General features: G+C 54.2%; 21 protein-coding genes and 1 other annotated feature. Of the genes, 8 read left to right on the top strand and 13 right to left on the bottom strand.

Annotation, left to right across the window (positions count from 1 at the left end; translation table 11 throughout):
• Nucleotides 1-266 precede the first annotated feature (266 nt).
• The 3 genes from clpB to rluD all read right to left on the bottom strand — a co-directional run bounded on the left by clpB (nucleotide 267) and on the right by rluD (nucleotide 4,678).
• Entirely contained in the window at nucleotides 267-2,840 is a 2,574-nt protein-coding gene (gene clpB / locus OWK27_RS23850; RefSeq protein ID WP_193356633.1) for an ATP-dependent chaperone ClpB, read from the bottom strand.
• 129 nt (nucleotides 2,841-2,969) lie between these two features.
• Nucleotides 2,970-3,701 carry a purine nucleoside phosphorylase YfiH gene (gene yfiH, locus OWK27_RS23845; protein WP_148421517.1) on the bottom strand — a complete coding sequence of 244 codons (732 nt, stop codon included), beginning with the start codon at nucleotides 3,699-3,701 and terminating at the stop codon, nucleotides 2,970-2,972.
• A complete protein-coding gene (gene rluD, locus OWK27_RS23840) occupies nucleotides 3,698-4,678 on the bottom strand; it encodes a 23S rRNA pseudouridine(1911/1915/1917) synthase RluD (RefSeq protein ID WP_148421515.1) in 981 nt (326 codons plus the stop codon). Before rluD ends, yfiH begins: the two co-directional genes overlap by 4 nt.
• Before the next feature lie 131 nt (nucleotides 4,679-4,809).
• Between rluD and bamD the strand changes: the two genes are divergently transcribed.
• The 4 genes from bamD (at nucleotide 4,810) to pheA (ending at nucleotide 7,576) form a co-directional block, all read left to right on the top strand.
• Nucleotides 4,810-5,547 carry an outer membrane protein assembly factor BamD gene (gene bamD, locus OWK27_RS23835; protein WP_148421513.1) on the top strand — a complete coding sequence of 246 codons (738 nt, stop codon included), beginning with the start codon at nucleotides 4,810-4,812 and terminating at the stop codon, nucleotides 5,545-5,547.
• A gap of 268 nt (nucleotides 5,548-5,815) precedes the next feature.
• Nucleotides 5,816-6,157: a ribosome-associated translation inhibitor RaiA gene (gene raiA, locus OWK27_RS23830; RefSeq protein ID WP_006811628.1), complete on the top strand. Its 342-nt coding sequence runs from the start codon at nucleotides 5,816-5,818 to the stop codon at nucleotides 6,155-6,157.
• A gap of 103 nt (nucleotides 6,158-6,260) precedes the next feature.
• Nucleotides 6,261-6,386, top strand: a sequence feature (Phe leader region).
• Entirely contained in the window at nucleotides 6,262-6,309 is a 48-nt protein-coding gene (pheL, locus tag OWK27_RS23825; protein WP_100229775.1) for a pheA operon leader peptide PheL, read from the top strand. (Overlaps the previous feature by 48 nt.)
• 29 nt (nucleotides 6,387-6,415) lie before the next feature.
• On the top strand, nucleotides 6,416-7,576 hold the full coding sequence (pheA, locus tag OWK27_RS23820) for a bifunctional chorismate mutase/prephenate dehydratase (RefSeq protein WP_267591341.1): 1,161 nt from the start codon (nucleotides 6,416-6,418) through the stop codon (nucleotides 7,574-7,576).
• Here pheA and OWK27_RS23815 read toward each other — a convergent pair.
• From OWK27_RS23815 to aroF, 3 genes are read right to left on the bottom strand one after another with little or no spacing between them, the layout of a single operon-like run.
• A complete protein-coding gene (locus tag OWK27_RS23815; protein WP_267591340.1) occupies nucleotides 7,573-8,445 on the bottom strand; it encodes an SMP-30/gluconolactonase/LRE family protein in 873 nt (290 codons plus the stop codon). The two genes, pheA and OWK27_RS23815, sit on opposite strands and share 4 nt — an antisense overlap.
• A 60-nt stretch (nucleotides 8,446-8,505) precedes the next feature.
• Nucleotides 8,506-9,627 (bottom strand): bifunctional chorismate mutase/prephenate dehydrogenase, encoded by a 1,122-nt coding sequence (gene tyrA, locus OWK27_RS23810; protein ID WP_267591339.1) that lies wholly within the window; start codon nucleotides 9,625-9,627, stop codon nucleotides 8,506-8,508.
• Nucleotides 9,628-9,637: 10 nt separating this feature from the next.
• Nucleotides 9,638-10,708 (bottom strand): 3-deoxy-7-phosphoheptulonate synthase AroF, encoded by a 1,071-nt coding sequence (aroF, locus tag OWK27_RS23805; RefSeq protein ID WP_058646204.1) that lies wholly within the window; start codon nucleotides 10,706-10,708, stop codon nucleotides 9,638-9,640.
• A 212-nt stretch (nucleotides 10,709-10,920) separates the two neighbouring features.
• Between aroF and OWK27_RS23800 the strand changes: the two genes are divergently transcribed.
• From OWK27_RS23800 to OWK27_RS23785, 4 genes are all read left to right on the top strand, one after another.
• Nucleotides 10,921-11,292 (top strand): DUF2799 domain-containing protein, encoded by a 372-nt coding sequence (locus OWK27_RS23800; RefSeq protein WP_267591338.1) that lies wholly within the window; start codon nucleotides 10,921-10,923, stop codon nucleotides 11,290-11,292.
• A 153-nt stretch (nucleotides 11,293-11,445) separates the two neighbouring features.
• Complete coding sequence (locus OWK27_RS23795; protein ID WP_242171472.1) at nucleotides 11,446-11,982, top strand: YfiR family protein; 537 nt, start codon at nucleotides 11,446-11,448, stop codon at nucleotides 11,980-11,982.
• The gene (gene dgcN / locus OWK27_RS23790) at nucleotides 11,975-13,195 is read left to right on the top strand and encodes a diguanylate cyclase DgcN (protein ID WP_148421501.1); all 1,221 of its coding nucleotides are present in this window, start codon (nucleotides 11,975-11,977) and stop codon (nucleotides 13,193-13,195) included. The genes OWK27_RS23795 and dgcN overlap by 8 nt, the downstream gene beginning before the upstream one ends.
• Nucleotides 13,196-13,207: 12 nt before the next feature.
• Nucleotides 13,208-13,690, top strand: a complete 483-nt coding sequence (locus OWK27_RS23785) for an OmpA family protein (RefSeq protein ID WP_148421499.1) — start codon at nucleotides 13,208-13,210, stop codon at nucleotides 13,688-13,690.
• Nucleotides 13,691-13,692: 2 nt separating this feature from the next.
• Here OWK27_RS23785 and OWK27_RS23780 read toward each other — a convergent pair whose 3' ends face one another.
• From OWK27_RS23780 to ffh, 7 genes are all read right to left on the bottom strand, one after another.
• Complete coding sequence (locus tag OWK27_RS23780) at nucleotides 13,693-15,063, bottom strand: PepSY-associated TM helix domain-containing protein (RefSeq protein ID WP_267591337.1); 1,371 nt, start codon at nucleotides 15,061-15,063, stop codon at nucleotides 13,693-13,695.
• A 38-nt stretch (nucleotides 15,064-15,101) separates the two neighbouring features.
• Nucleotides 15,102-15,506 carry a DUF2946 domain-containing protein gene (locus OWK27_RS23775; protein ID WP_267591336.1) on the bottom strand — a complete coding sequence of 135 codons (405 nt, stop codon included), beginning with the start codon at nucleotides 15,504-15,506 and terminating at the stop codon, nucleotides 15,102-15,104.
• A 132-nt stretch (nucleotides 15,507-15,638) separates the two neighbouring features.
• On the bottom strand, nucleotides 15,639-15,986 hold the full coding sequence (gene rplS, locus OWK27_RS23770; protein ID WP_002914145.1) for a 50S ribosomal protein L19: 348 nt from the start codon (nucleotides 15,984-15,986) through the stop codon (nucleotides 15,639-15,641).
• 43 nt (nucleotides 15,987-16,029) lie between these two features.
• On the bottom strand, nucleotides 16,030-16,797 hold the full coding sequence (gene trmD / locus OWK27_RS23765; RefSeq protein ID WP_014832949.1) for a tRNA (guanosine(37)-N1)-methyltransferase TrmD: 768 nt from the start codon (nucleotides 16,795-16,797) through the stop codon (nucleotides 16,030-16,032).
• A gap of 30 nt (nucleotides 16,798-16,827) precedes the next feature.
• Nucleotides 16,828-17,367: a ribosome maturation factor RimM gene (rimM, locus tag OWK27_RS23760; RefSeq protein WP_148421494.1), complete on the bottom strand. Its 540-nt coding sequence runs from the start codon at nucleotides 17,365-17,367 to the stop codon at nucleotides 16,828-16,830.
• A gap of 15 nt (nucleotides 17,368-17,382) precedes the next feature.
• Nucleotides 17,383-17,631 (bottom strand): 30S ribosomal protein S16, encoded by a 249-nt coding sequence (gene rpsP / locus OWK27_RS23755; RefSeq protein WP_003863133.1) that lies wholly within the window; start codon nucleotides 17,629-17,631, stop codon nucleotides 17,383-17,385.
• 137 nt (nucleotides 17,632-17,768) lie between these two features.
• Complete coding sequence (ffh, locus tag OWK27_RS23750; RefSeq protein ID WP_003863132.1) at nucleotides 17,769-19,130, bottom strand: signal recognition particle protein; 1,362 nt, start codon at nucleotides 19,128-19,130, stop codon at nucleotides 17,769-17,771.
• Between the last annotated feature and the right edge of the window lie 147 nt (nucleotides 19,131-19,277).

Raw genomic sequence — 19,277 nt, 5'->3', positions numbered from 1 at the left:
GCTGCGGCGCGGGGTGTGCATATTACGCTTTCCCGCTTCAGAGTCAAGCGATTATTTCGCTTTTCTCTGCTGACCCGGCGGCTTGCGTGCCGTTGTTCCGTGTCAGTGGAGGCGCATTATAGGGAGTAATTCCGAAGCTGCAAGGATAAAGTGAAAATTATTTACTAACTGCTCACTTTCCAGGCAAATCGCATCCCAGACCTCAATTCTCGCCTGGTTTTTAAACAAAAACGAGCCGCAAGCGGCTCGTTTTTGCGTTTTGTGACTTACTGCACTGCCACAATTCGATCGTCGTTGGCTTCCAGTCGGATAACTTTGCCCGGAACCAGCTCCCCGGAAAGGATTTGCTGCGCCAGCGGGTTTTCGATCTGCTGCTGGATTGCACGTTTTAATGGACGCGCGCCATAAACAGGATCGTAACCATTCGCGCTCAGCAGCTTCAGCGCATCATCGGAGATGTGGATTTCATAACCACGCTCTTCAAGACGTTTATACAGACGCTGCAGCTGAATCTGTGCAATCGACGCAATGTGTTTCTCACCCAGCGGATGGAACACCACGACTTCATCAATACGGTTAATGAACTCCGGACGGAAGTTTTGGCTGACTACCCCCAGTACCAGATCCTTCATATGGCTGTAATCCAGCTCGCCGAAGCGTTCCTGAATCAAATCGGAACCCAGGTTCGAAGTCATGATCACCACCGTATTACGGAAGTCGACCGTTCTGCCTTGCCCGTCCGTCAGACGGCCATCATCCAGTACCTGCAACAGGATGTTGAACACGTCAGGATGCGCCTTCTCCACCTCATCCAGCAGGATGACGGAATAAGGACGACGACGCACCGCTTCCGTCAGGTAACCGCCCTCTTCATAGCCGACATATCCCGGAGGTGCGCCAACCAGACGCGAGACGGAGTGTTTTTCCATAAACTCGGACATATCGATACGCACCATCGCGTCATCGCTGTCGAACATAAAGTTAGCCAGCGCTTTACACAGCTCGGTTTTACCGACACCGGTTGGCCCCAGGAACAGGAACGAACCGATTGGGCGGTTTGGATCGGACAGCCCCGCGCGACTACGACGAATGGCGTTGGAAACCGCCTCAACGGCCTCGTTCTGACCAATCACGCGCTGGTGCAGATCCTGCTCCATGCGCAGCAGTTTCTCACGTTCGCTTTCCATCATGCGGGCAACGGGGATACCGGTCCAGCGTGCGAGCACTTCGGCAATCTCAGCATCCGTCACTTTATTACGCAGCAGACGCATGGTTTTGCCTTCCGACTGCGTGGCAATCTCAAGCTGTTTTTCCAGTTCAGGAATTTTGCCGTACTGCAACTCGGACATCCGCGCCAAATCACCTACGCGGCGCGCCTGCTCAATGGCAATTTTCGCCTGTTCCAGCTCCGCCTTGATCGTCTGGGTGCCAGAAAGCGACGCTTTCTCGGCTTTCCACTCTTCTTCTAACTCAGAATACTGGCGCTCTTTCTCTTCCAGCTCTTCGTTGAGCATATCCAGGCGTTTCTTACTCGCTTCATCAGACTCTTTGTTCAGCGCCTGCTGTTCCAGCTTGAGCTGAATGATGCGGCGATCGAGTCGGTCCAGCTCTTCCGGTTTCGAGTCAATCTGCATACGGATGCTGGACGCGGCTTCATCAATAAGGTCGATTGCTTTATCCGGCAGCTGGCGGTCAGCGATATAACGATGCGAAAGCGTCGCCGCCGCAACGATGGCCGGGTCAGTGATCTGCACATGGTGGTGCAGTTCATAACGCTCTTTCAGACCACGCAGGATCGCGATGGTATCTTCAACGCTTGGCTCAGCAACAAACACCTTCTGGAAACGACGCTCCAGCGCGGCATCTTTTTCAATATACTGACGATACTCGTCCAGCGTGGTGGCACCGACGCAGTGAAGTTCACCACGCGCCAGCGCAGGCTTCAGCATGTTCCCGGCATCCATTGCGCCGTCAGCTTTACCGGCCCCGACCATGGTATGCAGTTCGTCGATAAACAGGATAACGTTGCCTTCCTGTTTTGCCAGATCGTTCAGCACGCCTTTCAGACGCTCTTCGAACTCGCCGCGATACTTCGCCCCGGCCACCAGCGCGCCCATATCCAGTGCCAGCACGCGGCGGCCCTTCAGCCCTTCCGGTACTTCACCATTAACGATACGCTGCGCCAGCCCTTCAACGATGGCGGTTTTACCAACGCCGGGCTCACCAATCAGCACCGGGTTATTTTTGGTACGACGCTGCAATACCTGAATAGTACGGCGAATTTCTTCGTCACGGCCGATCACCGGGTCAAGCTTGCCCTGCTCGGCACGTTCGGTCAGATCGACCGTAAATTTCTTCAAAGCCTGACGTTGGTCTTCGGCTCCCTGATCGTTCACGCTTTCACCTCCACGCATTTTCTCAATCGCCTGAGTCACGTTGGCGGTGGTAGCGCCGGCAGATTTCAGCAGGTCGGTCAAGGTACCGCGTGATTCAAGCGCCGCCAGAACAAACAGCTCTGACGAAATAAAGTTGTCCCCACGCTTTTGCGCCAGCTTGTCGCAAAGGTTCAGCACGCGCACCAGATCCTGTGACGGCTGCACGTCGCCGCCGGTACCTTCCACCTGCGGTAAACGACTCAGCGCCTGATCGATGGCGGTGCGTAACTGGCCGGCATTAATGCCAGCGGACGTTAATAAAGGACGTACCGATCCCCCTTCCTGATTCAGCAAGGCGCTCATTAAATGAAGAGGTTCGATAAATTGGTTGTCGTGCCCCAGTGCGAGGGACTGGGCATCGGCGAGAGCAAGCTGGAATTTATTAGTAAGACGATCCAGACGCATAACTCCTCCCATAACAGGTCAAATTTGCTACTGGAGATTAAATGAGGTCATCCCTCAATTATTCAAGGTTAATGACCTGAATTATGTGAAAAGAAAACAGCGCGTGCCGGATCGTCTTGATTCTATAGGTTATATCAGCCAAATGAAACTTGCCATACGACCCGTGGTCTTGTCGCGGCGATAGGAGAAGAAATCATCGTTTTCGGTGAAGGTACAGCGATCGCCGCCAAAAATCTGCGTTACGCCGACATTATTTAACCGTTGGCGGGCAAGCTGATAAATATCGGCCAGATATTTATCGCCGGAAGCCACAAACGCATTAGCCGCCTGAGCATCTTTTTCCATAAAGGCTTCGCGCACCTCTGGCCCCACCTCAAACGCGCGAGGTCCAATCGCCGGGCCAAGCCAGGCAATGATGTTAGCGGGATTGTCCTGGAAGCAGGCGACGGTCTCTTCCAGCACGCCTTCGCACAGGCCACGCCAGCCGGCGTGCGCCGCAGCCACTTCCGTGCCCGCCTGGTTGCAAAACAACACGGGCAGGCAATCGGCGGTCATTACCGCGCAAACCGTTCCCGGAATATTACTGTATGAAGCATCGGCACGTTTAGACGCATACGGTTCCCCGGACAGCGTCAGTACCGCTTTACCATGCACCTGCTCAAGCCAGACAGGTTTTGAAGGCAGATTTCCGGCAGCAAAGAGGCGCTTACGGTTCTCTTCAACGTGCTCCGGGTTATCGCCACAGTGTGCGCCAAGGTTTAGAGACGCCCATGCGCCCTGGCTCACGCCACCGATGCGGGTTGAACTACAGGCAGCCACACCCTCAGGCAGCGGCCACTCCGGGACAATCAGCTTGGTCATAACCAGTCCACGTGATCCTTATGTTCTTCGAAATCCGCGCGCATCGCGTCGATAAGTTCCACCATATCCTGCGGGATCGGCGCATGCCATTCCATCTGAATACCGGTAATTGGGTGGTAAAGACGCAGCATAGTTGCATGCAGGGCCTGGCGATCGAATTTGCGCAGCACGGAGATAAATTCATCCGACGCCCCCTTTGGCGGACGCGGACGACCGCCGTACACCGGGTCACCCACCAGCGGATGGGTAATGTGCGCCATATGTACGCGGATCTGGTGAGTACGTCCGGTTTCCAGACGCAGACGCAGGCGCGTATGAATGCGGAAATGCTCCATGATGCGGTAATGCGTGACGGCAGGTTTACCCATCGGATGCACGGACATATGAGTACGTTTGGTAGGGTGACGGCTGATTGGCTCTTCAACCGTGCCGCCAGCGGTCATATGACCAATCGCCACCGCTTCATACTCGCGGGTAATTTCGCGCAGCTGCAAAGATTCTACCAGGCGAGTCTGAGCCGGGACCGTTTTCGCCACCACCATCAGGCCGGTGGTGTCTTTATCCAGACGGTGAACAATACCGGCGCGCGGTACGTCCGCAATTGGCGGATAATAATGGAGGAGTGCGTTCAGTACCGTACCATCAGGATTACCCGCTCCCGGGTGAACAACAAAGTCACGCGGCTTGTTGATGACCAGAATGTCGTCATCTTCATAGACGATGTTCAGGGGGATATCCTGCGGCTCGAAGCGGACTTCCTCTTCGATTTCAGCATTGATGGCGACAGCTTCCCCACCAAACACTTTCTCTTTTGGTTTGTCCCAGATCTTGCCGTTTACCAGCACACGCTGGTCAAGGATCCATTCTTTTATGCGTGAACGCGAATAATCAGGGAACAATTCGGCCAAAGCCTGATCTAAGCGTTGACCGAGCTGATTTTCGGAGACTGTTGCGGTGAGTTCTACTCGTTGTGCCATAAACTGCTTCTTCGTTTAACGTTGGGTTTTACGGCTTTGCCGTTTAATATAGTGTGCTATTGTAGCTGGTCTTAATCGGGAGCAGGAACTGAGTTTCTCCCGGACAAACATTTGAGGAAAGTCAAAACGTCATGACGCGCATGAAATATCTGGTGGCAGCGGCCACGTTGAGCCTGGCTTTGGTGGGCTGCTCCGGTTCGAATGAACAGGTCCCTGACAATCCGCCGAATGAAATCTATGCGACTGCACAACAAAAGTTGCAGGACGGTAACTGGAAACAGGCGATAACGCAACTGGAAGCGTTGGATAATCGCTATCCATTTGGTCCGTATTCGCAGCAGGTACAGTTAGATCTTATCTATGCCTACTACAAAAATGCCGATCTGCCTTTGGCTCAGGCTACTATCGATCGTTTCATGCGTCTGAACCCTACCCATCCTAACATCGATTATGTGATGTACATGCGCGGCCTGACCAACATGGCGCTGGATGACAGCGCACTGCAGGGCTTCTTCGGGGTGGATCGTTCTGACCGTGACCCGCAGCACGCGCGTGATGCTTTCAATGACTTCTCAAAGCTGGTCCGTAGCTATCCGAACAGCCAGTACATTACCGATGCCACCAAGCGTCTGGTGTTCCTGAAAAATCGCCTAGCGAAATATGAATACTCCGTAGCGGAATACTACACCCGCCGTGGCGCATGGGTTGCCGTGGTTAACCGTGTGGAAGGCATGCTGCGTGATTATCCGGATACGCAGGCAACGCGTGATGGCCTGAAGCTGATGGAAAACGCCTATCGTGAAATGCAGATGACCGCTCAGGCTGACAAAGTTGCGAAAATCATCGCCGCGAACAGCAGCAACACTTGATCCCGCTTCAAAGCAAAACGGCAGCCCGATGGCTGCCGTTTTTGTATACATTCCAGACCTCAGCTGAAGCGGTTTAGCCTCAACACATCCTGTCAACTATGACCGTAAATTCTGGGTTCGACAAGGTAAATCTCGCCTCTTCCTGCCCTGCCTCACAAAAAAGATTCCCTGACAAAAACCGACAAAATAACGTGATCTAAATCACACATTTTGACATTAGGTCGGGTATGCTGGAATCACCAAGACGGAAAGACAAGAGGTAAAATTTATGACAATGAACATTACCAGTAAACAAATGGAAATTACTCCGGCAATCCGCCAGCACGTCGCAGACCGTCTCGCCAAACTGGATAAATGGCAAACACATTTGATTAATCCACATATCATCCTGTCCAAGGAGCCACAGGGTTTCGTCGCTGATGCAACTATCAATACTCCAAACGGCCATCTGGTCGCCAGCGCAAAACACGAGGATATGTACACCGCAATTAACGATTTGATCAACAAGCTGGAACGGCAGCTCAATAAAGTGCAACACAAAGGTGAAGCCCGTCGCGCCACAACATCGGTGAAAGACGCCAGCTTCGCGGAAGAAGTTGAAGAAGAGTAATCCTTTAAATTGAGTGTACCGACAACGCGCCTCCGGGCGCGTTTTTTATTGACAGGGTTAAAACAGTACAGGTACTTTAACGATATCAATTTCAGGATGACCCCATGAAACAGACGCCGTTTTTCTTCGCATTCTTTTTTACCTTCCCCTGACCGGGAGGCGTTTCGTCGTGTGATAAAGAATGCGAAGACGAATAACAAGGCCTCCCCCACCGGGAGGCCTTTTTTTTGATAACGATAAAATGAGACAGGCAACACTATGACACCGGAAAACCCGCTACTGGATTTACGCGTAAAAATCAGCGCGCTTGACGAAAAATTACTGGCCCTGCTGGCTGAACGCCGTTCGCTGGCCATTGAAGTGGGTAAAGCCAAGCTGGACTCCCATCGGCCGGTGCGCGATATCGATCGCGAGCGCGATTTACTGGAACGGTTGATTCAGCTCGGTAAAGCACATCATCTGGATGCTCACTACATTACTCGCCTGTTCCAGCTCATCATCGAAGATTCCGTTCTGACTCAGCAGGCCCTGCTCCAGCAGCATCTGAACAAAACCAACCCGCACTCTGCTCGTATTGCCTTTCTCGGCCCGAAAGGCTCCTATTCGCACCTGGCGGCGCGCCAGTACGCGGCCCGCCATTTCGAGGAGTTTATTGAGAGCGGCTGCGCGAAATTTGCCGATATTTTCAATCAGGTCGAAACCGGCCAGGCCGATTACGCCGTGGTGCCCATTGAGAACACCAGTTCCGGCGCCATCAACGATGTTTACGATCTGCTTCAGCATACCAGCCTGTCGCTGGTAGGCGAGTTGACTATCCCTATCGACCACTGCGTGCTGGTTTCCGGCTCAACCGATTTGCATCAGATCGAAACGGTTTACAGCCATCCGCAGCCGTTCCAGCAGTGCAGCCAGTTCCTGAACCGCTATCCGAGCTGGAAAATTGAGTACACCGAAAGTACCTCGGCGGCGATGGAAAAAGTAGCGCAGGCAAACTCCCCTGCCGTCGCTGCACTCGGTAGCGAAGCGGGCGGCGCGCTGTATGGGCTGCAGGTGCTGGAGCGTAATCTGGCAAACCAGACTCAGAACATCACCCGTTTCATTGTTCTGGCCCGCAAGGCCATCAACGTGTCAGATCAGGTTCCGGCTAAAACTACCCTGCTGATGGCGACCGGCCAGCAGGCAGGGGCGCTGGTAGAAGCGCTGCTGGTACTGCGCAACCACAACCTGATCATGACGAAGCTGGAATCGCGCCCTATTCATGGCAATCCGTGGGAAGAGATGTTTTATCTCGACGTGCAGGCAAATCTGGAATCTGCATCCATGCAGAAAGCCCTGCGCGAACTGGGCGAGATCACCCGTTCGATGAAAGTGCTGGGCTGCTATCCGAGCGAAAACGTGGTCCCGGTTGACCCGGCTTAACGTTCGATAAAGCGGCTTTTCTTCATCCCTGCCACATTAACCGGCAGGGTGAAGATGGCGCCGGAAAGGGGATATTTCGCCAGCTCCTCCGCCTCCATATTTTCCCGCGTGGTGGTGATAAACAGCGTTTTCATATCGTCCCCGCCAAAGCAGACCATCGTCGGGCAGCGTACCGGCAGCCGGTACTCTTCCAGCTGTTCTCCCTGCGGTGAAAATCGCGCTATCCGCCAGCCGTCAAACAGCGCGCTCCAGTAGCATCCTTCCACATCCATTGCCGCACCGTCGGGTATGCCCTCCCCCTCGCTAAACCGGCGAAACGCTTCGCGCTTACCGGGTTCGCCAGACTCATCCAGCGGCGTACGGTAGATCACACCGTTTGGCGTGTCTGAGGTAAACATCCACTGCTCGTCCGGGCTAAACGCTAAGCCGTTATGCCCGTGAATGTCGCACTGGATCACCTTCGGCGTCAGATCGTTGTCGATACGCATCAGCATGGCGCCGTTATAATCTCCCGGTCCCCAGAATGTGCCCGCGTAAAAGCGCCCCTGCCGATCGGTTCCGCCGTCGTTAAACCGCGCAAGCTGAGGGTTAGACGGGTTATCACATACCTTACGCTGGAGCAGGCCGTGTTTATCGGCCAGCCAGATAGCGTTACGCATCGCGACGATAAAGCCGCCGCGCTCACGCAGGGCAAAACACCCCACTTCTTCATGGAATGAGAGCACCGTATGCTCTGCGGTAGGCAGATGATAGCGATGGATCTCCCCTTCCAGAATATCCGCCCAGTAAAGCGCCTTCTCTTCTGCGCTCCACGTCGGGCATTCGGGCAGATGCCCGGTGTAGTTCAACAGCAGCTGCGGTTCGGCCATGACAGTTCCCCAAAATGAAAAAAGCCAGCGATGCTGGCTTTCAGTATATACATCATCGGATTACTGGCGACTGTCATTTGCCTGGCGCAACAGCGTGCGGCTTTCACTCTGGAAACGCGTGGCGTAATCGCCGAACCAGTGCTCCACCTTACGGAAGCTGTCGATAAAGGCCTGCTTGTCGCCGTGCTCCAGCAAGGTGATGGCTTCGCCAAAGCGCTGATAGTAGCGTTTGATCAGCGCCAGATTATTTTCAGACGACATGATAATGTCGGCATAAAGCTGCGGATCCTGCGCAAACAGACGCCCGACCATCGCCAGCTCCAGGCGGTAGATTGGCGAGGAAAGTGCCAGCAGTTGTTCAAGCTGAACATTTTCTTCCGCCAGATGCAGCCCATAGGCAAAGGTCGCAAAGTGGCGCAGCGCCTGAATGAAGGCCATGTTCTGGTCGTGCTCTACTGCGCTAATGCGGTGCAAGCGAGCGCCCCAGACCTGAATTTGTTCCAGGAACCACTGATAGGCTTCCGGCTGCCGTCCGTCACAGTAAACCACCACCTGCTTCGCCAGGCTGCCGCTGTCCGGGCCAAACATCGGGTGTAACCCAAGCACCGGGCCGGTATGCGCCGCCAGCATTGCCTGTAGCGGACCATTTTTAACGGAAGCCAGATCCACCAGGATACAGTCCTCCGGCAGTGGAGGAAGTTTACCGATGATCTGTTCCGTGACGTGGATCGGCACGCTGACGATAACCATTCCCGCATCTTTCATCAGTTCCGGCGCCTGCGGCCAGTCCTCTTTTTCAAGAATGCGTACCTGGTAGCCAGAAAGGGTCAGCATCTTTTCAAACAGACGGCCCATCTGACCGCCGCCGCCGACGATAACCACCGGGCGCAGCGAAGGACAAAGGGTTTTGAAGCCCTTATCGTTTTCGCTGGAATAGGACTCGCGCATGACGCGACGCAGGACATCCTCAATCAAATCCGGAGAAACGCCCAGCGCCTGCGCCTCTTTGCGACGGGAAGCGAGCATGGAGGCCTCGCGCTCCGGGACGTAAATCGGCAGGCCGTATTTGCTTTTAACCTCGCCGACCTCAGCCACCAGCGCCATGCGGCGTGCCAGAAGATCCAGCAGTGCCTTATCCACTTCATCTATTTGATCGCGTAATGCGGTCAATTCAGCAACCATAACTACCCTCTTAAGCCAGACGCGTCGCCAGCTGGCCGTTCAAATCTTTGTGGATCTCACGCAGCAGCGCATCGGTGGTTTCCCAGCTGATGCAGGCATCCGTTACGGAGACGCCGGGCTTCATCGCGCTGCGCGGCTGTTCCGATGACTGATTACCTTCATGAATGTTACTCTCAATCATCAAACCGATAATTGAACGGTTGCCATCTTTAATCTGTGCAATCACAGATTCTGCAACCGCAGGCTGGCGACGGTAATCTTTATTGGAATTGCCATGACTGCAATCTACCATCAGCGCCGGGCGCAGTCCCGCCTGTTCCATCTCTTTTTCACACTGCGCAACATCCGCCGGGCTGTAGTTTGGCGCTTTACCGCCGCGCAGGATCACATGTCCGTCCGGGTTACCCTGGGTTTGCAGCAGGCAAACCTGGCCCGCCTGGTTAATACCGACAAAACGGTGCGGCATGGCGGCCGCACGCATGGCGTTAATCGCCGTAGCGAGGCTACCGTCGGTGCCGTTTTTAAAACCAACCGGCATAGACAGGCCAGAGGCCATCTCGCGGTGGGTTTGTGATTCGGTTGTACGTGCACCAATCGCAGACCAGCTGAACAGGTCGCCGAGGTACTGCGGGCTGTTCGGATCCAGCGCTTCGGTTGCCAGCGGCAGCCCCATGCTCACCAGCTCCACCAGCAGGCGACGCGCAATCTTCAGCCCTGCCTCCACGTCAAACGAGCCATCCATGTGCGGATCGTTAATCAGCCCTTTCCAGCCAACCGTGGTGCGTGGCTTTTCAAAATAGACGCGCATCACCAGATAGAGGCTATCGCTGACCTCCTCCGCTAATGCTTTAAATCGACGTGCGTACTCAATGGCGGTTTCAGGATCGTGAATCGAGCAAGGGCCGCATACCACCAGCAGGCGCGGATCGCGACCCGCGATGATGTCAGAGATGGTCTGGCGCGAGTGCTCAATCTGCGCCTCCTGCGCAACGCTCAGCGGGAATTCTGCCTTCAGCTGCTCCGGAGTAATTAAAACCTGTTCGTCAGTAATATGTACGTTGTTCAGCGCGTCTTTTTGCATGATTGCGATCCTGTAAAACTCGTTTGCGATAGTGGATGTCCTCAATGAGGTGGAACAACGATACCATAACAAGTAAAGATTTCAATCCAAAATACGTACACTTTACTTTACACAAAGCAAATAATTGCGAAAAACAATGCGCAAAATCGTAAATATAAAATTACACACCTGGAGAGTTAAGCCAGGCTATGCTCAAAAAAAGGAGACACGCTATGCGTCCATTTGCTCTGATGCTGTTGCTGATTTTATCGGGTTGTCAGATCGATCCTTATACCTTCCAGCCCCACTGGACCAGCCCGGACTGGTTCAGCGCAGGTAAAGAAGACGCCATGAACGGCGTTGCGGTTAAAGATAACCAGACGCTGGCCGATAGTTTTAACGACCCGCAGGTGGATCGGGCTGAATATCTCCGAGGCTACGCCGACGGACGGAAAAAAATATGTGAAGCAGGCTTTATTCACGCCTGGGGATTAGCGGGAAAATCATTCCATGCCAGCTGTGCCAACGCGGAGAATGCTGCCAGGCTGCATGATTCATGGCAAACGGGAATGGATAAAAGCATGAGTTCCACCAGGCTGAATTGAGCCTATCTCAATTCTCCGGAATATAAGCACGCGTGAGATTTAGCTTAGGTCAACCCGGGGATATTTCTGACATAATGACGACTTTAACAAAAAATGGTATTCTGCCTGCAACTCTTAAGGACATCTATTTCCGGAGCAGTTTGGCGGACTCTGATGAGAAATGCATTCTTGATCGCTTTGCTCCGACTGACGCTGGCGCTAATGCTGCTCCTTATGGTGGGCCCTGTCGCCGCTGGCACGTTTACGGAAACGGATAAATCGGTACGTTCGATTGTTTCAGGTATTGTGAGCTATACCCGATGGCCCGCGCTGTCCGGCCAGCCTAAACTCTGCATTTATGCCTCTTCTCACTATACCCATGCGCTCAGCAGTGAAGATGAGCAAAACCCGTTGCCCTATGTCCCTGTCATTGTGCACAGTGACCGGGAAGCACTCACCGCAACGTGTGATGCCCTTTATTTCGGGACTGAATCCCCAGCTAAGCAGCTGGAATTAATAAGCGAATACCAGGGCCGGGCGTTACTCTTAATGTCAGAGCAAAATCCTGAATGCGTTATTGGTAGCGCATTTTGTCTGATTATAGAGCACAACCAGGTCAGGTTTTCCGTCAATCTGGATGCCCTAACGCGCAGTGGTGTCAGAGTCAATCCGGATGTATTAATGCTCGCACGGAATAAGAAGCATGAATAAGGATGTCACATCAATACCGCGTCCAACGTTTAAAAGAACGTTGCGGCGAATCAGCATGATAAGCGTCATTATAACAATGACGTTTATATGGTTGCTGCTGTGTTTCGCTTCCGTGGTGACATTAAAGCAATACGCGCAAAAAAACCTTGAATTAACCGGTGCCACCATGAGCCACAGCCTTGAAGCCTCTCTGGTTTTCAATGATGCCGTGGCGGCAAATGAAACGCTGGCCGCCCTCGGTAAACAGGGGCAATTTTCCGTGGCGGAAGTGCTTAATGCGCATCAGAAACGGTTTGCCTGGTGGGCATGGAACCCGGCGAATAATACCGACACGCTGGGTACGCTGGTCAGCCGCTGGCTGTTCCCTGTTCCGATCGCACAGCCCATCATGCACAACGGCATTAAGATTGGCGAAATTCGCCTGACCGCACGAGACAGCCTGATCGGCCACTTTATCTGGCTGTCATTTGCGGTCCTCACCGGCTGCATTCTGTTTGCCTCTGCCGTCGCATTGACCATCACCCGTTCGCTGCATCACGGTATGGTCACTGAAATGCAAAACATTACAGACGTTGTTCATGACGTACGCACCAACCGCAACTTCTCCCGCCGCGTAACGGAAGGCCGCATAGAAGAGTTCCACCAGTTTGGTGAAGACTTCAACAGCCTGCTGGATGAAATGGAGGAGTGGCAGCTTAAGCTACAGGCGAAAAACGCTCAGCTGTTGCGTACCGCCATGCACGACCCGCTCACCGGGCTCGCAAACCGCGCCGCGTTTCGCAACAATATTGCGGCATTAATGAACGACGCCTCTGCAAAAACCAATTCTGCCCTGCTCTTTCTGGACGGCGATAATTTCAAGTTTATCAACGATACCTGGGGCCATGCCGCGGGTGACTGCGTGCTGATCGAAGCCGCTAAAAGGATGGTCGAGTTTGGCGAAAAACGTCATCAGTCTTACCGTCTTGGCGGCGACGAGTTTGCCATGATCCTGTACGGCGTCCATTCAGAGCGTGAGGTCCAGAGCATTTGTGCTGCGCTGTCGCGGCAATTCATTCGTCCGTTCGATCTGCATAACGGACATACGGCATCGATGTCACTCAGCATTGGCTTTGCTCTGGCGTGGGAAAATGCCTCCGTCGAGGCATTACTGGAGCAAGCCGACCGCAATATGTACCTGGTTAAAAACCAGCGTTCGAAAACAATATCCTGAAAGGAAGACGATATGTTAAAGCGATACTTTGCGCCGTTGTTACTGGCATCTCTGGCTATGTCCGGGTGCCAGACGCCGGACGGCAAATTCACACCAGAGCAAATCGCGGCAATGAAGTCCTACGGCTTTAACGAACTGAACGGCGACTGGTCCCTGGGCCTGTCGGATAAGATCCTGTTTGATAAAAACGATGCCAGGCTGCGCCCCGAAAGTGAAACGCAAATCAGGACCATGGCTTCGCGCCTGGCGGCAACCGGTCTGAACCACGCCCGGATGGACGGCCATACCGACAACTATGGTGAAGACAGCTACAACGAAGCGCTTTCGTTGAAACGCGCTAATGTCGTGGCGGATGCCTGGGCGAAGGGGGCGAATATCCCGCGCGGCAACCTCACCACGCGGGGTTTAGGTAAAAAATACCCTGTAAGCAGCAACAGCACTGCGCAAGGGCGCGCTGAGAATCGCCGTGTGGCGGTGGTCATCAGCACGCCATAACGTTATTTAACGGATGTCCCGGCGAGCGACACGCCTGAAGCCGCTCGCCAGCGCAGCCAGTCAATCACAATGAACAGCGCCAGGCTGACGCCCATCACCGGCAGCGCCAGCCCCAGCAAGACGCCCGTAACGAGCGTCAGCCCTCTTCCCCACAGCGGCAATGCCAGCCAGCTCTGATACAGCGTTTGCACCGGATCCGCGCTGGATTTGGCGGGACGACGCATCCACCACATCCGATAACCCCAGATAATCAGCACGCACAGCGCAATACCGAACGCTATCAGCAGCAGCTGATTGGCCAGGCCAAACAGGATCCCCATATGGAAATCCACGCCCCAGCGGGTGAGTTTGGCCATCAGCGGGAAATCCACGAAGCGCGTGCTGTCCAGCACCTTCAGAGAGTGCGGATCTACGGCAACGGCATCAACCTGCGTCGGCCAGCCGCGATCGATTTCCGTTACCGTCCAGGCCCGATCGGCCATTCCTGGCGGACGGATTTCCAGCTTGTTTGCGTCAATCCCGGCCTGGCGGGCAGCCTGCAATACGCTGTCGAACAGCGACGGCTCAACGGGCGTTTCAGGCATCGTCATGCCACCGTGATGACCATGATGCTCAGCGTGTTCATCCATCATTTCCGGCGCGCCTGAAAGCTGGGTATTAACCTGCGGCGTCAGCCAGTTCATTTCTGCGCGCAGCTTATCGACGTTGCCTCCGGCCCACTGTGACCAGGTTAACCCGGTGGCAGAGAACAGCAGCATCCCCCCCAACAGCGTCCAGCCCAGGATCACATGCAGGCGACGACGATTCTGGAAGCGATTGTTAATGCGCCGCTTCGGTCGGGTGAAGAACCACAGCGCGATGCCGCCAAGGGCTGCCACCCACATCCAGGAGGCGGCTAGCTCGCTATAGAGTCGCCCGGGGTTGCCCAGCATCAGCGAGGTATGCAGATAATCGATGGTCTGGCGCAGCGGCAAAATCCCGCTGGTGCCATAGACCGTCAAATCACCGCGTTCCTCAAGGCTGACGGGATCGATAAAAATAGCCCGATGCTCCGAGGGGCCAAGCGCCGGGTCGGCAAACATCACGCGAGTGGTTTCGCCCTTTTCCAGCCCCGGACGAACGGCATGCAGACGCAGATCCGATCCTGCGGCCTTTTCGGCCACGGCAATTTGTGCAGCAAGAGGCTGCGCCTCACCCACGGCATCCGCGTGGAGCGCGTGATGGTACAGCGCATTTTCCAGCTGCGGCGTAGCGACATACAGCGTGCCGGTCAGAGCAGCAAAGAAGATAAACGGACCGACAAACAGCCCGATATAGAAATGGAGGCGACGCAGCAGGTTTCCCCATGCCGCGCGCGGCGTGCAGGTAGTCATACTTTTCCTTTTATGGCAAAAAGTTATCGATTTTGTTTTTAAAGGGAGAAAGCAGACCGCGGCGGCGGCGCGCGGGTATCAGGGTAAAGCCAGGGGAAAAAGTGCCAGTGGCTGACCGCCTGACGAGGCGGCTTCAACCGCAGCCGCTGCAACACCACGCTGAGCAGGACGATAAGCGCCAGCATCACGCCCGGCACGTGGGCTAACAGCACGCAGTAGCCGCAGGCTTCAGCGTGGTCGACCGGCATGCTGTGGGACATATCAACGTGATGCTCGTCCATCGACATCATGCTCATGTCATGGTGCATGCCGGACATGGCGCTCATGGGATCTTTTTGCAGCGAGACGGAGATCAGCGGCGCCACGACGATCAGCAGGATCGCAAACAGCGCGGTCATTGCCGCTGCGCGTTTCCAGCTATGCTGATGCAGTACGTTATCCACTTACCCTCCACCGAAGAGGCGATCATTGTAAATGATTTATGACGTAAGGGTTAACGCGAGAGGTGCGATGGGATAAAAAAAGGGCCAGCCTTTCGGCCAGCCCTTTCTAACAGGATGTCGCTTAAGCGAATCTTAGTTCAGACGCTCTTTAATACGAGCAGACTTACCAGTACGCTCACGCAGGTAGTACAGTTTAGCTTTACGTACAGCACCACGACGTTTAACAGCAATGCTGTCAACTACCGGAGAGTGAGTCTGGAAGACACGCTCAACGCCTTCGCCGTTGGAAATTTTACGAACAGTGAATGCAGAGTGCAGACCGCGGTTACGAATAGCGATAACCACGCCCTCGAATGCCTGCAGACGTTTTTTGGAACCTTCAACAACCCATACTTTCACTTCCACGGTGTCACCTGGACGGAAGGAAGGTACGTCCTGCTTCATCTGCTCTTGTTCAAGTTGCTTAATAATGTTGCTCATAATTTAATCTCTTATCCTGGGTAAACTGATATTCGGGAGCGTATTACGCATTCCCATCATGTTCATGCTGCTGGTGCGCGTGTTCTGTTTTGAACTCGGCCAGCAACTTTGCTTGCTCTTCAGTCAGAGCCAGGTTTTCCAGAAGTTCAGGTCTTCTAAGCCAGGTGCGGCCCAGCGACTGCTTCAAACGCCAGCGACGTATCTCGGCATGGTTTCCGGACAGTAATACTGCCGGTACTTCCATTCCTTCTAACACTTCAGGACGAGTATAGTGTGGACAGTCCAGCAATCCATCAGCAAACGAATCTTCCGTTGCCGAAGCTTCGTGGCCCAGTACACCCGGAATAAACCGGGCTACGGAGTCAATCAGCGTCATTGCCGGTAACTCACCACCGCTGAGAACGTAATCGCCGATAGACCATTCTTCGTCAATCTCGGTTTGAATTACGCGCTCATCTATCCCTTCGTAGCGACCACAGACCAGAATCAGCTTTTGATTCGTCGCCAGTTCGCTCACGCCCGCTTGATCAAGCTTGCGTCCCTGAGGTGACAGATAAATCACCTTCGCGCCTTCACCTGCCGCGGCTTTTGCTGTGTGAATGGCGTCCCGTAAGGGTTGCACCATCATCAACATCCCCGGTCCGCCGCCGTAAGGACGATCGTCCACGGTACGGTGCCGGTCATGCGTGAAGTCACGAGGACTCCAGCTCTGGATGCTCAGCAGGCCATTCTTTACTGCCCGGCCAGTTACCCCGTAATCGGTAATCGCGCGGAACATTTCAGGAAACAGGCTAATTATGCCAATCCACATAGCGCCGTCTTTTACCGTTTATCCGGAGAATTAAAAACCAGGATCCCAATCTACTTCAATGGTTTGAGTAGCGAGATCGACTTTCTTGATAACCTGTCCATCGAGGAACGGAACCAACCGCTCCTTGATGCCAAATGCATCTTTCAGGTTTGCCTTAATGACGAGAACGTCATTTGACCCGGTTTCCATCATGTCGATGACTTTACCCAGGCTGTAGCCTTCGGTGGTCACTACCTGGCAACCCATAAGGTCTTTCCAGTAGTAGTCACCCTCTTCCAGCTGCGGCAACTGCGACGAATCCACGACAATTTCACAATTAGTCAGCGCATTCGCGGCATCACGATCGTCAACGCCTTTCAGCTTGATGATGATGTCCTGATTGTGGTGACGCCAGCTTTCCAGCTCGACCTCTTCCCACTTACCGGCTTTCTGGATAAACCAGGGCTGGTAATTAAAAATGCTATCAGCGTCTTCAGTGGAGGAAAACACTCTGAGCCAACCACGGATACCGTAGCAAGAACCCATTTTTCCCAATACGATCGGTTCAACAGGTGCTTTATTGCTCATCATGACCACCGTGACAGATTAAGCTGCTTTGTTTGCTGCTTTGATCAGCGTAGCAACGCGATCGGAAACAGTAGCGCCCTGGCCAACCCAGTGAGCGATACGATCCAGATCCAGACGAGTTTCTTCTTCTGCGCCAGCGGCCAGTGGGTTGAAGAAACCAACGCGCTCGATGAAGCGACCGTTGCGTGCATTACGGCTGTCAGTAACAACAACCTGGTAGAACGGACGCTTTTTAGCGCCGTGACGTGCTAAACGAATAGTTACCATAACATCCTCTTGTGTGAATAAAACAACCGGGCCCCATCGAGGAACGGAGCCCGGGTGTCATATTAAAAGCCCGAAAATTTTACTGATTTTTGGGGAAAATGCAATCAGCAGTTGATCGGTCTGCTGTAAAAGGCCGATTAACGCCCAGGGAATCCTGGCGGCATCATGCCTTTCATGCCGCGCATCATCTTCGCCATGCCGCCTTTCTTCATTTTCTTCATCATGCGCTGCATGTCGTCGAACTGTTTCAGAAGGCGGTTAACGTCCTGCACCTGCATGCCGCAGCCGGCGGCGATACGGCGCTTACGCGAACCTTTGATGATTTCTGGCTTCGCACGTTCTTTGAGCGTCATGGAGTTGATGATCGCCTCCATCCGCACCAGAACTTTGTCGTCCATCTGCGATTTGACGTTGTCCGGGATCTGCCCCATACCCGGCAGTTTCCCCATCAGGCTTGCCATACCGCCCATGTTTTTCATCTGACGCAGCTGCTCAAGGAAGTCGGTCAGATCGAAACCGTCGCCTTTTTTCAGCTTGCTGGCGAGTTTTTCTGCCTGCGCGCGGTCGACCTTGCTCTCGATATCTTCGATCAGCGACAGCACGTCGCCCATGCCGAGGATACGGGAGGCAATACGATCCGGGTGGAACGGCTCCAGCGCTTCGGTTTTCTCGCCCACGCCGAGGAATTTGATCGGCTTACCGGTGATATGACGAATAGACAGCGCCGCACCGCCGCGGGCGTCACCGTCAACCTTGGTCAGCACCACGCCGGTCAACGGCAGCGCTTCGTTAAACGCTTTTGCGGTATTCGCCGCATCCTGGCCGGTCATGGCGTCAACGACAAACAGGGTCTCTACCGGGTTGATAGAGGCATGCACCTGCTTGATCTCGTCCATCATCGCTTCGTCAACGTGCAGACGACCGGCGGTATCCACCAGCAGCACGTCGTAGAACTTAAGCTTTGCTTCTTTCAGCGCGGCATTGACGATGTCGACAGGCTTCTGGGCCACGTCGGACGGGAAGAAATCCACGCCAACCTGCTCGGCCAGCGTTTCCAGCTGCTTGATCGCCGCCGGGCGATAAACGTCCGCAGAAACGACCAGCACCTTTTTCTTGTGCTTCTCGCGCAGGAATTTACCCAGCTTACCGACGCTGGTGGTTTTACCCGCACCCTGCAGGCCCGCCATCAGCACCACGGCCGGAGGCTGAGCCGCCAGGTTAAGCACCTGGTTCTCTTCGCCCATCGCCGAAACCAGCTCGTTGCGGACGATTTTGACGAACTCCTGACCCGGGGTCAGGCTCTTGTTGACTTCATGACCAACCGCTTTCTCTTTCACGCGGTTGATAAAATCACGTACGACCGGCAACGCAACGTCTGCTTCCAGCAGCGCCATGCGCACTTCGCGCAGCGTTTCCTTGATGTTCTCTTCGGTGAGGCGTCCACGGCCGCTGATGTTGCGCAGCGTGCGCGACAAACGATCGGTTAAATTATCAAACATTGTCTCTCGCCTGGGGTAGAAACGTTAGGTCGCCTGGGCGACACATACACAGAATTTTGCCGGAGTATAACATGAAGGCGCCTTTGTTGTTATGCAACGGTTGGAGCAGGCGTCACGTAACGTTATACTGCTTCTCTTTCTTATTAA

The sequence above is a fragment of the Enterobacter cloacae complex sp. 2022EL-00788 genome, assembly GCF_026627565.1.
In the GTDB taxonomy this organism is placed as follows: Bacteria; Pseudomonadota; Gammaproteobacteria; order Enterobacterales; family Enterobacteriaceae; genus Enterobacter; species Enterobacter pasteurii.
This window is presented reverse-complemented; position numbering and strand designations above follow the sequence as displayed.